The 13875-nt window shown below is 47.4% G+C and carries 13 protein-coding genes; 7 read left to right on the forward strand and 6 right to left on the reverse strand.

Annotated elements, in window-relative coordinates; genetic code table 11:
• Nucleotides 1-42 precede the first annotated feature (42 nt).
• Genes MHH76_RS06050 through MHH76_RS06060 form a run of 3 tightly spaced genes read left to right on the forward strand, consistent with a single transcriptional unit; the run spans nt 43 to nt 3126 of the window.
• Nucleotides 43-966 (forward strand): sugar ABC transporter permease, encoded by a 924-nt coding sequence (locus tag MHH76_RS06050; RefSeq protein WP_035339030.1) that lies wholly within the window; start codon nt 43-45, stop codon nt 964-966.
• Nucleotides 967-1797, forward strand: coding sequence for a carbohydrate ABC transporter permease (locus MHH76_RS06055; protein ID WP_025811718.1), 831 nt, complete (start codon nt 967-969; stop codon nt 1795-1797).
• A 30-nt stretch (nt 1798-1827) separates the two neighbouring features.
• Nucleotides 1828-3126, forward strand: coding sequence for an alpha-glucosidase/alpha-galactosidase (locus tag MHH76_RS06060; protein WP_025811716.1), 1299 nt, complete (start codon nt 1828-1830; stop codon nt 3124-3126).
• Nucleotides 3127-3150: 24 nt separating this feature from the next.
• Here MHH76_RS06060 and MHH76_RS06065 read toward each other — a convergent pair whose 3' ends face one another.
• Nucleotides 3151-4305: an AbrB family transcriptional regulator gene (locus MHH76_RS06065; protein WP_025811714.1), complete on the reverse strand. Its 1155-nt coding sequence runs from the start codon at nt 4303-4305 to the stop codon at nt 3151-3153.
• A 209-nt stretch (nt 4306-4514) separates the two neighbouring features.
• Between MHH76_RS06065 and MHH76_RS06070 the strand changes: the two genes are divergently transcribed.
• Genes MHH76_RS06070 through MHH76_RS06080 form a run of 3 tightly spaced genes read left to right on the forward strand, consistent with a single transcriptional unit; the run spans nt 4515 to nt 5608 of the window.
• Nucleotides 4515-4748 (forward strand): spore coat associated protein CotJA, encoded by a 234-nt coding sequence (locus tag MHH76_RS06070; RefSeq protein ID WP_020450858.1) that lies wholly within the window; start codon nt 4515-4517, stop codon nt 4746-4748.
• Nucleotides 4749-4753: 5 nt separating this feature from the next.
• Complete coding sequence (locus MHH76_RS06075) at nt 4754-5017, forward strand: spore coat protein CotJB (protein WP_020450859.1); 264 nt, start codon at nt 4754-4756, stop codon at nt 5015-5017.
• A gap of 21 nt (nt 5018-5038) precedes the next feature.
• On the forward strand, nt 5039-5608 hold the full coding sequence (locus MHH76_RS06080; RefSeq protein ID WP_023856600.1) for a manganese catalase family protein: 570 nt from the start codon (nt 5039-5041) through the stop codon (nt 5606-5608).
• A gap of 44 nt (nt 5609-5652) precedes the next feature.
• Here the strand turns inward: MHH76_RS06080 and MHH76_RS06085 are convergent, their stop codons facing one another.
• Together MHH76_RS06085 and MHH76_RS06090 are read right to left on the reverse strand one after the other, a co-directional pair.
• Nucleotides 5653-7272, reverse strand: a complete 1620-nt coding sequence (locus MHH76_RS06085) for an AMP-binding protein (RefSeq protein WP_025811711.1) — start codon at nt 7270-7272, stop codon at nt 5653-5655.
• Nucleotides 7273-7346: 74 nt separating this feature from the next.
• Nucleotides 7347-8549 (reverse strand): MFS transporter, encoded by a 1203-nt coding sequence (locus MHH76_RS06090; protein ID WP_039072647.1) that lies wholly within the window; start codon nt 8547-8549, stop codon nt 7347-7349.
• A gap of 115 nt (nt 8550-8664) precedes the next feature.
• Between MHH76_RS06090 and MHH76_RS06095 the strand changes: the two genes are divergently transcribed.
• Nucleotides 8665-10428 (forward strand): ABC transporter substrate-binding protein, encoded by a 1764-nt coding sequence (locus tag MHH76_RS06095; RefSeq protein ID WP_035339024.1) that lies wholly within the window; start codon nt 8665-8667, stop codon nt 10426-10428.
• Nucleotides 10429-10448: 20 nt separating this feature from the next.
• Here MHH76_RS06095 and MHH76_RS06100 read toward each other — a convergent pair whose 3' ends face one another.
• The 3 genes from MHH76_RS06100 to MHH76_RS06110 all read right to left on the reverse strand — a co-directional run bounded on the left by MHH76_RS06100 (nt 10449) and on the right by MHH76_RS06110 (nt 13806).
• The gene (locus tag MHH76_RS06100) at nt 10449-11684 is read right to left on the reverse strand and encodes a cell wall-binding repeat-containing protein (protein ID WP_043054266.1); all 1236 of its coding nucleotides are present in this window, start codon (nt 11682-11684) and stop codon (nt 10449-10451) included.
• A gap of 83 nt (nt 11685-11767) precedes the next feature.
• Nucleotides 11768-13135: a HAMP domain-containing sensor histidine kinase gene (locus MHH76_RS06105; protein ID WP_043054267.1), complete on the reverse strand. Its 1368-nt coding sequence runs from the start codon at nt 13133-13135 to the stop codon at nt 11768-11770.
• Nucleotides 13132-13806: a response regulator transcription factor gene (locus MHH76_RS06110; protein WP_020450865.1), complete on the reverse strand. Its 675-nt coding sequence runs from the start codon at nt 13804-13806 to the stop codon at nt 13132-13134. The genes MHH76_RS06105 and MHH76_RS06110 overlap by 4 nt, the downstream gene beginning before the upstream one ends.
• Between the last annotated feature and the right edge of the window lie 69 nt (nt 13807-13875).

The following is a 13875-nucleotide window of genomic DNA, read 5'->3' on the forward strand; positions in this document are numbered from 1 at the left end:
AAAGGATCGTTTTCATCATGATGAAAAAAGAAGGGTGAAATGATGAGCGAATTAGCTAAAGAAAAAAGTCTGACTATTGCGAAAAGAAAAAAGGGATTTGTGAAGAAAAGCGGATCACTCTGGTGGATGTATCTTCCCGCCTTGGCGCTTGTATCCATTTTTATGATTTATCCGTTTGCCAGCGGCATTAAAATCACGTTTACGAACTGGAACGGTTTTTCACAGTCGTATGACTGGATCGGCTTTGCCCAATATAAACGGATGCTGGCCGACCCGGCCACATGGCTTGTCGTCAGAAACACCCTGCTGTATGGACTGGGCAGTACGATTTTGCAAAATGTCATCGGTCTTCTCTATGCTCTCCTGCTGTTTAAAAGCATCAGAATGAAAGCGCTGACACGTACGGTTGTCTATTTGCCCGTCATCATCAGCCCGCTGATCATGGGGTATATCTGGTATTTCTTCTTCTCCTATGAAGGAGGCGCCTTGAACGATGTGCTGAAATTATTCGGAGCAGCTCCTGTAAACGCTTTGAGCAGCCCGGAAATCAATCCGTGGATCATCGTATTTGTGAATTCGTACCAGTTTGTCGGTATTGCGATGGTCATTTATTTAGCAGGTCTCGGAAGCATTCCGAAAGATTTTTATGAAGCGGCGCAAATTGACGGGGCAAGCGGTTTTCAGCAGTTTTGGAAGATTACGCTGCCGCTGTTGATGCCTTCTGTCACAATCAACATGGTCATCAATATCATCGGCGGACTGAAGCTGTTTGATGTCATTTTAGCGCTGACAGGCGGCGGTCCGGGAAATGCTTCGCAATCGATGTCGACTTTTATGTACGATTTGTATTTTAAAAGGCAGGATGCCGGTTATGCAGCCGCACAGGGGGTTTTCATGGCGGCGTTGATACTGCTGATCAGCTTTACGGCTCTTATTTATTTTAAGCGCAAGGAGGTCGAAGCCTAGATGAATCACCAAGAGAAAAAGAAGCGGGCGCTGTGGACGGCACTGGCGGCATGCATTACCGTTTTTCACCTGATTCCATTTTATATTTTGCTGACGACCGCGCTGAAAGCAAAGGGGGATTTCAGCTCGAAATGGAAGTTCCCTGACGAAATCAGCCTCGGTAATTTCGCAGAAGCATGGGATAAAGCAGGTCTGGCCGGCTCGTTTTTCAATACCGCTGCGATCACTCTTGCTTCGGCGGCTCTGTTGATTATGATCGGCTCTCTGGCGGCCTATCCCCTCGCCAGACGAAGAACAAAGCTCAATCAAGCCGTATACTTTCTGTTTATCGGCATTATGATCATTCCGCCGCTGACATCAATGGTTCCTTTATACAAAATGGTGGTGGAGTTCGGCATGCTGAATACGCTCGAAATCGCGATATTGAATAATACGGCGGCTTATATGCCCTTGACAATTTTTTTGTATGCCGGATTTATCCGTTCGACGATTCCGAAAGAGCTTGAAGAGGCGGCAAGAATCGACGGGGCGAGCACGGCGGGCATTTTCTTCAGAATTGTCTTTCCTTTATTAAAGCCGGTGACTGCGACGATTTGCATTATTGCCTGCGTATTCATTTGGAACGACTATCAGTTTTCGATCTTTTTCCTTCAAGACAAAAGTGTGCAGACTTTGACTGTGGCGATTGCCGGATTCTTTGGGCAAAATGCGAACAACCTGCACTTGGTGGCGGCAGCTTCACTGATGGCGATGCTGCCGATGACGATTCTATTTTTATTCCTGCAAAAGTACTTTATAAAAGGATTATCAGCAGGAGCGCTAAAAGGTTAGCGGAAATTTCACGGGGAAAGGAAGATATGAATGACTAAAATTGCTTTTATCGGAGCAGGGAGCACAATTTTTGCGAAAAATGTGCTGGGGGACTGCCTGATGGTTCCGGCGGTCAACGGATTTGAATTTGCTTTGTATGATATCGATCCGCAGCGTCTCAAAGAATCTAAAGAAATGCTTGAACATTTAAAAAACCGCTATAACAACACGGTATCGATCCGCGCTTATGACGATAGAAAAGAAGCTTTGGCGGGGGCGAAATATGTGATCAATGCCATTCAGGTCGGCGGCTATAAACCGGGCACAGTCATCGATTTTGAGATCCCGAAAAAGTACGGCCTCAAACAGACGATTGCCGATACGGTCGGAATCGGCGGGATATTCAGAGCGCTGCGGACGATTCCCGTTTTATTGGATATGGCAAAAGACATCGAATGCGCGGCGCCCGACGCCTGGCTCTTAAATTACACAAACCCGATGGCTTCTTTAACCGGTGCGCTGCTTCGCTACACGGACGTGAAAACGGTCGGTCTTTGCCACAGCGTACAAGTATGCACAAAAGACCTTTTCAAATCCCTCGGCATGAAGCATGAACGAATCGAAGAAAGAATCGCCGGTATCAATCATATGGCCTGGCTTCTTGAAGTAAAGCAAGACGGAAAAGACTTGTATCCAGAAATCAAAAAACGGGCAAAAGAAAAGCAGAAAACGAAACATGATGACATGGTCAGATTTGAACTGATGGATAAATTCGGCTACTATGTGACCGAATCATCCGAACATAACGCGGAGTACCACCCTTATTTCATCAAAAGCCATTATCCCGAACTGATTGAAGAGCTGAATATTCCGATTGACGAATATTTGAGAAGGTGCGAGAAGCAGATTCAAAACTGGGAAAAGATGCGCGGCGAAATCGTCGGCAACCGGCATTTAACCCACGACCGGTCAAACGAATACGGCTCAAGAATCATCGAAGCGATGGAAACCGGACAGCCGTTTACATTCGGGGGAAATGTCTTGAATAAAGGATTGATTCCAAACCTTCCGGAAAAAGCCGTCGTTGAAGTGACGTGCGTCACTGAGCGGAACCGGATCACTCCGTGCGCCGCGGGCGAGCTGCCTGAACAGCTGGCGGCTTTAAACCGCACCAATATCAATACACAGCTGTTAACGATTGAAGCGGCAATAACAAAAAGAAAAGAGCACATTTACCATGCCGCATTGCTTGATCCGCATACAGCTGCGGAATTATCGATGGATGATATTGTAAGCATGTGCGATGAATTGATCGAAGCACACGGCGACTGGCTGCCGGAATTTGAATGAAAAAATAAAGCCCGAGCGAAGGGATCAGCCTTCAGCTCGGACTTTTTTCATGCGGGGGTGTGAATATTTTTCCGACTTTTGATGAAGCAATCGGAAGAATGGAGGAAGCATCGCGATCACGAGCACCACCCGCAACACTTGGACGGCGACGACGAACGTAGAGTCGGCGTGAAGCGTGACAGATGTTGTCGCCATTTCCGCGATTCCCCCCGGAGCAAACGCCAATATGGCCGTTGTCAGGGAAATGCCTGCCGCTTTAGCGGTGACGGCTGCGCTTAAAATCATCGCAATGATCAGTCCGACGGAGCTGGCAAGTGCGACGATCAGCGTTTTTCTGACGCCGATAAACATTTCTTTGCTGATTTTTGAACCGATCGTCGCGCCGAGACAAATTTGCGACAGCACTGAAAAGCCGTGGGGCCACCAGGCTGTTGCGCTGAGCCCGGTCATTGAAGCGCCTGCGATTTGCAGAACGGCCGCACCGGTCATGCTTCCGAGCAGCCATGGCGCCGGAAACCGCAGTGCTTTCATCGCTTTGCATACCACGAATCCGCCCAGCACGATCAGCGCAGTCCATGCGATATGAGGCGCTTCAAAAGCCGATGTTCCCGCGGCGATCACTTGGCTGCCGGCAGTATGGGCGTCAGGCTGCTTCGCATTTATGAAAAAAACGAAAAAAGGAATGGTCATGACGACCAGAAGCACACGTATCATCTGCACGAGACTGACGATTGCCGTGTTCGCTCCCACTTCCTGAGCGATGCCCGGCATCGCGGAAAGCCCGCCGGGGGCCGTTCCCACAAAACTCGTCAGCATATCGGTCTTGCTGAACCTCCATAAGACAAAGCCCGACAGCATGGCGAACACGACGGAAAGGAGGAGCATGACGCCGACAATCAGCCAATTTTCCTTAAAAATCGAAATCACGGACATATTGATTTTCTGGCCGAGCTCAATTCCCAATAGCATTTGGCCGAACTGAAGCCAGCCATGATGGATGCCGTTTTGTCTGACCGCAGCCTTTAACGGTGACGGGCGAAACAGCGACAGACAAGCGGCTGCTGTCATTGTGCCGACCATCCAGCCGATCGTCATGCCGGTCAAAGAGAGAAGAAATCCCCCAAAACTGCTGATTAATATCAATAATATATCCCGAAGGAAATCTCTTTTTTCCCTCAAATGAAAAACCTTCTTCCTGATTACTGCAATCATTTTGTTCACTAAGTAAAGTATTTCTATATATCACTATATAATAATTTTAGTGATTGGTAAAATACGAATTTATTTAAAAGATTAATAAGAAAAACTGATCGTTCATTTTTGAACATAACAGATGGAACATATGAATACATTAAATTAGATTCGATCACAAATAGAGGTGAACCGATATGAAACATTCCAAGGAATCATTCACCAAAGTCAAATCGTATCGTCCGTTTCACAGCGCTTTTGATCCGTGTCCTCCGATCGGTAAAAGATATTACAGAACCCCTCCAAATCTATATCTAGGTTTTCAGCCCCGCGGCCTTCCGCAGTTTTCCCCGATGGAGGCGCTGCAAAAAGGGACGCTTTGGCCCGTATTTTACGATCATTATGAAAATCCGTATGAAGATGGGAGGTAAGGGGGGTGACGAACTCTTTACCGCAAGACTATTATCAAAGGCTCCATGAAATTCAGGCCGTCGATTTTGTCATCGTTGAGCTGATGCTTTACCTTGATACACATCCCGATGATACCGACGCCATCAGACAATACAACCAGTATGCCGGATATTCAAGAAAACTGAAAGCGAAGTTTGAATCAAAATACGGCCCTTTGACGCAAGGGAGCCCGGATCAGACGGAATCCTATTGGAGCTGGAAAAAAAGTCCCTGGCCGTGGCAAGTTTAATAGAGGAAGGGAGTCAGGTTCATGTGGCTTTATGAGAAAAAACTGCAGTATCCTGTTAGGGTGAGAGAATGCAATCCGAGACTTGCCAAATTTTTGATTGAGCAATACGGCGGAGCGGACGGCGAATTGGCTGCGGCGCTTCGCTATTTGAACCAGCGCTACAGCATTCCTGACAAAGTCGTCGGACTGCTGACGGACATCGGTACGGAAGAGTTTGCTCACCTTGAAATGATTGCGACGATGGTATATAAATTAACAAAAGACGCGACACCCGAACAGATGAAGGAAGCCGGGCTCGGCGATCATTATGCAGACCATGACAAAGCCCTGTTTTACCATAACGCTGCCGGCGTTCCGTTCACCGCTACATACATCCAGGCAAAAGGCGATCCGATTGCCGATTTATATGAAGATATAGCGGCTGAAGAAAAAGCGAGGGCTACGTATCAATGGCTGATTGACATGTCGGATGATCCGGATTTAAATGACGGGCTGGCATTTTTACGGGAAAGGGAAATCGTTCATTCACAGCGCTTCCGCGAAGCTGTCGAAATTTTGAAGGAAGAGCGCGACAGTAAAAAAGTATTTTAAACAGCAAAAAGCCGAAAATACGATTGGTATTTTCGGCTTTTTGTTTACTGCACAGGGCTCGCAAGCAGCTCTTCTGCGCGGTCGCGAAGCACATACTTTTGGACTTTTCCGGAAGCGGTCAGCGGGTATTCGTCGATCAGAAATACGTACTCCGGAATTTTGTAATATGAAAGCTGTCCTTTGCAAAAATCTCTGACATCTTCAAGCGTCAGCTTTTTGCCCGGTTTGCATTTAATAAAGGCCGCCGTTTTTTCCCCGTATTTTTCATCAGGAACGCCGACAACCTGTACATCGACAATATCCTCATGTTCATAAAGGAATTCCTCTATTTCACGCGGGTATATGTTTTCACCGCCGCGGACGATCATATCTTTTAAGCGGCCGGTAATCCTCACGTATCCGTCCCGGTCCATTTCGGCCAAATCGCCGGTATGGAGCCAGCCGTCTTCATCAATGACCTTTTTGGTGGCTTCGTCCATTTTATAGTATCCCTTCATGACGAGGTATCCTCTTGTGCACAGTTCGCCTTGCTCGTCCGGGCCGAGCGTTTCCCCCGTGTCAGGATCCACAATTTTCATTTCTACATGCGGATGCACTTTACCGACGGTTTCAACGCGGCGTTCGATCGTGTCGGTGACCGTTGTCTGCGTAATCACGGGTGAAGACTCCGTTTGTCCGTATGCGATTGTGATATCCGTCATATTCATTTGCTTCATCACTTTTTTCATCACTTCTTTAGGACACGGGGAGCCTGCCATGATCCCGGTCCGCAATGAAGATAGGTCATAGTTTGCAAAATCGGGGTGGGTGAGCTCGGCGATAAACATTGTCGGCACACCCTGCAGTCCTGTACATCGCTCTTTTTCGACCGTTTGTAGGACGATGTCCGGTTTGAATTCGATGATCGGCAGCATGGCCGCGCCTGACGCGACACAGGCAAGCGTGCTTAGCACACAGCCGAAGCAGTGAAACAGAGGAACCGGAATGCACAGCCTGTCTTCGCTCGTCAGCCCCATTCTGTCGGCAACGATCGCCGCATTATTGACGATATTGTAGTGAGTCAGCATCACACCTTTTGGAAAGCCTGTTGTTCCCGACGTATACTGCATATTGATCACATCATCGTGTGTGAGTGATTGCTCTCTTTCGAAAAGGTCGGCATCAGAGACCGTTTCGCCCAGTTTGGCGATGTCGGCAAAAGCCGTCATATGTTCAGGGACTTTATTCTTGCCAAGGTAGACGAGATTTTTCAGCTTCGGCAGCTTTTCCGGATTTTTCATGACCTCGTCGACCATATCGATATAGGATGTCCCTTTGTAGCCGTCCATTAGAAAGAGGGTGGTGGAATCGGAATGTTCCAATAAGTACTCAAGTTCTCTCGCCTGATAGCTTGTATTGACGGTGACGAGCACAGCGCCGATTCTTGCCGTCGCAAACTGGAGCAGAATCCATTCCGGTATATTGGATGCCCAGATGGCGACATGCTCTCCTTTTTGAATGCCGAGCGCGAGCAGCCCTTTTGCAATTTTAGAGGTTTCTTCAACAAGCTCCTGATACGAATATCTTAAATCGAGCTCAGAATATACAACCGCTTCATGATTCGGAAACCGGCCGGCGGTTGATTTTAAAAGCCCGCCGATCGTTTGTTTTTTTAATGTAATCATAATGCCTCCTTGCCTCCCGAATAAAAACTGTTTCTATTATAGCACTTTGTTCTAGTACCAGGTACTATAAAGAATTAGTTTTTTCTTAGCCGGGAAGATAATGTTAATACTGTTCGGTATTGTGCAATTCCGCCGGCAGCCACGATTCCTGCAATAGCAAGAAATAGCGCTGCCCCGCCGAACTTGATGAACATCATCCCGCCTAAAAAAGGACCGATTGTCCGGGAAATATCCCAGTGCAGGCCGAAAAATGCAAAATATCTGCCCCGCATATGATCGGGAGCAAGGCGCGAGACAAAGGTTTGCATGTGATTCAGCAGCATGCTTTCTGCCGCCGTAAATAAAACGGCAGTCGAGAGCAGCCAAAAGATCGATGATGAAAAAGCGAAACCAATTGCTGCCACAGCGTAGCATACATATGATATGGAAACGACCGTTTGGATGTTCAGTCCTTCCGTCCATTTGACAAGCGGAATTTGCATCGTAATGCTAAGAAGGGCGCGGCACACTGTATAAACAGTCAAGATGAATAGGAAATCTTCAAAAAGAGTTTCGAGATAAAGGCGGTAGTTTGACTCCAGTTGAGCATAGAACAGGCTGACGGGGACCGACAAGAACATCAAGGACAGAACCGGACGGTGCTGAAAAAATACCTTTTTTGCGGAAAGAAGTTTTTCCCTCTCCAAAATCTCCTTTTGCCTTTTTGACCGCCATACCTCGGGCATTTTAAAATAAACAGCAAGCCAATAGAGAAAAAACGCACATGCCTGAAAGCCGAACATCAGGCTTGGCTGATAGGAATAGACTGCAAGTCCGGCGGCCGGACCGACCGCTGCGCCCAACCCTTCAATGGCATGAAGGACAGCGAACGCTTCAGAGCGACGCCCGCTTTCGGTGCTGTCCGTTATTTGGGCCCGCTGCGCAGGGATGTACAAAGCTCCCCCGATGCCGTTCAGAACATAAAAAAGAGCGAACAGCCAAATGTGATCTGCCATCATAAAACCGGCGGCAGAAACAGTCTGAAAGGCGAGCGCCGTCAGGATCACCTTCCGTCTTCCGATCCGATCCGTCAGTCCTCCTGCGACAAGCGTCACCGCGACCTCGGTCAGCGGTCTTGCTCCGATGACGAGCATCACCGGCAATATGCCAGTTCCAAGCACATCATACAGATAAAAAAGGAGGAAAGGGGCCAGCATGGCTCCCGTTATTCCGGTCAGGAACTCTCCGAAGAAGCAAATCAGCACGGGAGAACCGTACCTTTGTTTTAAACGGTTCATTTCATATCCTCCTTCAACATAGCAGTGCAATTAGTGTAAAATGGAAAATCATCAGTAAAAAGGACAGAAAACCAGGGGAGAAATTTCCCCTTTTATAAAGAGGGGGATAACGGAGATGAAATCGATCGAACATTACATGGAACTTACCGCGGGAATTAAATGCGAAAGCGAAGGGGAGGCAGAAGAGATTTCAGTCAGTGAAATCGCGGATATTCTGTATTGCACACCGAGGAACGCAAAACTGATTTTAGCGAAACTTGAAGGTTTGCAGTGGATTGCTTGGAAAAGGGGAAGGGGGAGAGGAAACAAATCAGAAATCCGCTTTTTAAAAGAACCTTGTGAACTGCTGCTTGAAACGGCGAAAAATGATACGAAAGAAGGTAAAATCGACCGGGCGAGACACCTTCTCGAAGCATATCAGCATTCGTGTCCGGACGCATTGCCGTCATATAAAGAGTGGCTTGAGCGCGTTTTCGGCTTTCAGACCGAATCGGAGGGCAGCAAGCAAAAAGATGTGCTGAGGCTCATGACCGCGATGGAGCCAGAGCATTTTAAGCGTCTTGATCCGTGCCGTATTTATCTGCGTTCAGAGAGCCATGTCGTTAAGCAGGTATGTGATACATTGATCCGTTTTAATGAAAAGGAAGGAGGTTTTATGCCGCATCTTGCCCACCACTGGGAATGTGACGCCGACCAAAAAACGTGGACGTTCTATTTGAGGAAAGGGATCTATTTCCATGATGGCACAACATTGACAGCTGAGGATGTTAAATACTCGTTTGAGCGTTTTATGCTGGATGATGAAAATAAATGCAAATGGCTCGCAGAGGATATCGGAAATGTTGCGGTCAGGGATGAATATAGTTTTGATATTTGTTTAAAGGCAAAAAACTCGCTGTTTTTGCATCATCTTTGCGATGAAAGGCTGTCTATTTTAAACCGCCATCAGAATGACGGACTGTTGATCGGGACGGGTCCTTTCAGACTTGTCCGCCGGGATGACCGGATTCTCGCGCTTGAAGCGCATGAGCGATATTTTCAAGGACGGGCTTTTTTAGACCGGATCGAACTATGGTATATGGATGGCAATTTTTCTCTTGTCGACTACGGTTTTTATATGGAAAAAGAAGAACAAAGTCAGGTTTTCGATGAATGGCACGAGGAAAGGAATGTTCAGTACATCTCGGTGAATGCAAACAAATCGGGGCCTCTCAAGCATAAGGCGTTCAGGAAGGCTTTGCGGCAAATCATTTCCCCTTCACATATGGTCAGTGAATTAGCCGGACAACGGACGGCTCCGGCGGGAGGCTTTCTAAACCGGGATCTTCCGCCTGAATCCGGGGACGACGACATCGGCAAGCTGCTTATGGAAGGCCATTACAAAGGCGATCCGCTTCGGCTTTATACGTTTTCCGAACCGGATCACCGGGAGGATGCGTCATGGATCCAAAAGAGGTGCAGGCGGTACGGCATCGCACTAGAGGTTTGTTATATGAAAGCGGATGAGCTCATGAAGGAAGAAGTGATCGCAAAAGCCGATTTGATTCACGACAGTGCGACATTCGGACGTTCGGAAGAAATGAGCTGGCTGCACCTCCTTTTAACGGAAAACAGCTTTTTACACGTCCATATGCCGGGGGAATGGCAGAGGAAGTCCGCCTTGATGAGGGATCAGCTTCGTTTCATTGATGAGCATTCCAAGCGGATCAGCCTTCTGTGTGAGGCGGACCGCGCCTTGGCAGAAGAGGTGTACACGATTCCGCTATATCAAAACAATATTCGCGTTAAAGCGGGGGAAGCCATTCAAGGCATTGTGCTTAACGAAGAAGGATGGATTGATTTTTACGGCATCTGGTACAAAAAAGAGGCTCTTCTGTAAGAGCCCCTCCATTGTGTTTCTTAATGACCGGAATGTCCTCCATCCGCTGACTTAATTTCCAATATGTCATCAAGAACGCCTTGCGTTCGAAATGAAATCTCATTTTCTGATCCGAGAATGAATGCATGGTTATAAGGGCCGTCCTGCGGTCTGTCCCGAAAAGAAGGCTCGATCTCGGATAAATAGCTGTACATCGTACTGTCTGCCTGTCCATTTTTGAGTAAAAGCAGAGGAGCGTGTTTTCCCAAATGGGAAAATGGCGCTCCGGCAAGCGCCAGCTCGGGCGCGGCCGTTGATGCGAAGGACAGTCCGTGTCCCGGATCTGTGATTCCCCACCCAAAACCGGTGTTTTTATCGCTGAATTTCGCAAACGCAATCGAATTTGCGACAGGCGTATCTCCGGAAATTCTTTTGACTGTTCCATATTCCTTTAATGCATCCTCCGTTTTTTCTGAAACGGCTTTTTTAGGGCCGAGAATATAGATGTTTGCTTTGCCGTCCCTTTTCTTTAATGCTGCGGCCGTCTCTTCGGGAATGCCTTTTTTGTTCACGTACAGGATCGGCTCAGGCATGTGGGCGATCCAGTTTACAGCCGGGAGCGAATAAAGTTCCGCATCTTCCTCGGATGATCCGATGATAACGCTTTTCGGATACTCATCGGCTGCATCCGCGTATTCTTTGTCAATCTCTTTTGCCAGATCAGCCTCGTTCTTCCCTTTCAGCTCTTTTATTTTAAAAGAGTTCAAAGCTTGAAGTGAATCGAATTCTCCGACAGCCATGATTTGCGTTCCGTCTGAAGTGCCCGTCGGGTTCAAGCGCTTGATTTCATTCTGAATCTGCCCGGAGATTTTCCCTTTTTCCGCGATTAAAACAGGTCCGTTATTCGGGTGATGGATCAGATCAGCTGATGCAAGAGCTGCCTGCCATGATCCGCCCGAAACTAAAATCACTGCGCCCGGCCTGTTTTGTTTATGAGTGGCCGGCCATATCGTTTGAGAGGTTTTGATGCTCATTTCTTCCGGTGTATTCGCGTCAAGTCTTGTCGTGTTCTTTGTGTTTTTCACCAGAAGCCCTTCTTCCGCTCGCTTATTGAAATCATTCGGAAGAGAAACGGCGTCTTTTTCTTTCATCTCCGAATGATTCTTCGTATGATGCTCCTTATGTCCGTCCGTCTTTCCCGAGCCGGAATTTTGGCATGCTGCGAGCGGAAGCGCGAAAACAAGCATGACAAAAAGTAAACCGGATTTCAATTTCATGGTGTTTTCCTCCTTTTTGGTCCAGATTACTGAGTAGTATACCCGGGAAATGTGCAAAACTGGTGCAGACATCTCGACATTTGTTACATATTAGAAGGCAGCGTGATGATAAATTCGCTTCCTTTCGGGGTTCTGTTTTTTACTGCAATCTGACCGCCGTGAAGCTCGACGATTTCTTTCGCGATGGCCAGGCCCAGCCCGGTACCGCCGGTTTGTCTCGATCTCGACTTATCGACCCGGTAAAAGCGCTCAAAAATATAATCCAGTTCTTCTTCCGGAATGCCGCAGCCTTCGTCCGCTATCGTAATCTTGACCTGATCCTCTGCTTTTGTTGCGGTGACGGACGCTGTTGAATCAGGATCGGAGTATTGGCGGGCGTTGTTCAGCAAATTTGAGATCACTTGTGAAAAACGGACTTCATCGACTGAGACATAAAGATCCGCCGGGATGTCGAACGAAAGGCTGATTCGTTTTTCCGAAAAAGCGACCGCCGCTTTCTGAACTTCTTTTTTTATGAATGTGTGCAGGTGAACCTGTTTCTTACTGATTTGAAATCCAGGCTGTTTCAGTTTTGTCAGCAAAAATAAATCGTCAACAAGGGTGTTTAAATTGTCCGCTTCCTCTTTGATGATCGACAAGTACTGATTTCTGGCTTGTGGATCGAGTTTATCTCTCATCGCGACATCTGTGTAGCCTTTTATATATGTGATCGGAGTCCGCAGCTCATGAGCGACGCTTGACAGAAAATCGTTTCGTTCTTTTTGAAGCCTGCTGAGATTTGAAGAAAGGCTTTCGATTGATGCGGCGAGCTCGCCGAGTTCATCGTTCCGTTTGATATCAAGCGGAATCGAAGCTTGACCGTTTTTGATACTTTCGGTTGCTTCCTTCAGTTTAATAATCGGCTTCGCTAATACACGGCTGAACCAAAGAATAGCTGCGGCAGTTAAGACGCCGGTTAAGCCAAAGCTGAGGAAAAACCGCTTCGTAATGCTTGCCACCAAGGCTTTTATCGAGGAGGTCTCCAAATACATGAAGACGTAGCCGGCCGTTTCCCGTCCGTTCATGATCGGACTGATCGTACAAATATACTTTGATGTATTCCAATGGGACGATAAAGCGGTCCCTTTCCTCGGGATGTGTTTTTCTTCGAAATGAAGGTGTTCCGTCATGTCTCCCCGGGCAGACTGCGCCAATACGCGTCTATTTTGGTCCGTTATGATTACGTTTGTCCGGGCTTCGGTTTCCATCAGGGTGACGTGGTCTATCGTCCTTTTGTCAAAATGTTTTTCGAGGACGTCTCTGTGGCTGTTGCCCCTTAGTTGGAGCGCGCGGATTTCTTCGTTTATTCTTGTGTTGATAATCGTTGTATACAGCGCCGCAAAAAGGATGGTTTCGATGAAAAGGATTAAAATGAAAAATGAACCTGCGAGCTTAAATGAAATCTTTTTCATGCTCCGGTTCCTTTGCTTGTCCATTTGTAGCCGACGCCGTAGACGGTCCGGAGATGATCTTCAACCGGAAAGCCAGCTTTTTTCAATCGGTTTCGCAAATTTCTCATGTGTGAATCGATGGTGCGGGGCTCGATATCAGAGTTGAACCCCCAGATGTTCTCAATCAATTGGTCTCTCGAAAGCGCTTGATCCGTGTGGTTTAAGAGCGTCCCGAGCAGATCGAATTCACTTGGCGTAATGCCGATTTCCCGTTGATTGACATGCAGGGTATGATGCTGTTTATTCCAGATTAAACCGCGGAACCGGATTTCATGAAACCGACGGGTCCTGCGCAGGACAGCTTCTATTCTGGCAAGCAGCACTTTTTCGCTGAACGGTTTTGTTAAATAATCGTCTGCGCCGCAATTCAATCCGCGCACAATGTCATCCTGCCCGTTTTTGGCGGTGAGCATGATAATCGGAACGCTTGTCAATCTGCGGATCTCTTGGCACACCATCCATCCGTCCATCTCAGGCATCATAATATCGAGAATAACAAGATCAAAATTGTTCATTTTTATTAAATCCAGGGCTTCTTTTCCGGTGGCGGCTTTTGTGCACGAATAATGTTCTAAATAAAGCTCCAGCAGATCGAGCATCCGGATTTCATCATCGACAAGCAGCACGTTCAATGTTTTAGCACCTCTTTAGTCAAAATAAAAGTCCGCTATTTTAAAAATATACCCTATAAGGGTATATTG

This window comes from Bacillus sp. FSL L8-0193, assembly GCF_037976065.1.
Classification (GTDB): domain Bacteria; phylum Bacillota; class Bacilli; order Bacillales; family Bacillaceae; genus Bacillus; species Bacillus paralicheniformis.

Bases quoted from the DNA above. Each gene is read 5' to 3' on its own strand.
- MHH76_RS06050 (WP_035339030.1), top strand. From the start codon at position 43: ATGAGCGAATTAGCTAAAGAAAAAAGTCTGACTATTGCGAAAAGAAAA.
- MHH76_RS06055 (WP_025811718.1), top strand. From the start codon at position 967: ATGAATCACCAAGAGAAAAAGAAGCGGGCGCTGTGGACGGCACTGGCG.
- MHH76_RS06060 (WP_025811716.1), top strand. From the start codon at position 1,828: ATGACTAAAATTGCTTTTATCGGAGCAGGGAGCACAATTTTTGCGAAA.
- MHH76_RS06070 (WP_020450858.1), top strand. From the start codon at position 4,515: ATGAAACATTCCAAGGAATCATTCACCAAAGTCAAATCGTATCGTCCG.
- MHH76_RS06080 (WP_023856600.1), top strand. From the start codon at position 5,039: ATGTGGCTTTATGAGAAAAAACTGCAGTATCCTGTTAGGGTGAGAGAA.
- MHH76_RS06085 (WP_025811711.1), bottom strand. From the start codon at position 7,272: ATGATTACATTAAAAAAACAAACGATCGGCGGGCTTTTAAAATCAACC.
- MHH76_RS06090 (WP_039072647.1), bottom strand. From the start codon at position 8,549: ATGAACCGTTTAAAACAAAGGTACGGTTCTCCCGTGCTGATTTGCTTC.
- MHH76_RS06095 (WP_035339024.1), top strand. From the start codon at position 8,665: ATGAAATCGATCGAACATTACATGGAACTTACCGCGGGAATTAAATGC.
- MHH76_RS06100 (WP_043054266.1), bottom strand. From the start codon at position 11,684: ATGAAATTGAAATCCGGTTTACTTTTTGTCATGCTTGTTTTCGCGCTT.
- MHH76_RS06105 (WP_043054267.1), bottom strand. From the start codon at position 13,135: ATGAAAAAGATTTCATTTAAGCTCGCAGGTTCATTTTTCATTTTAATC.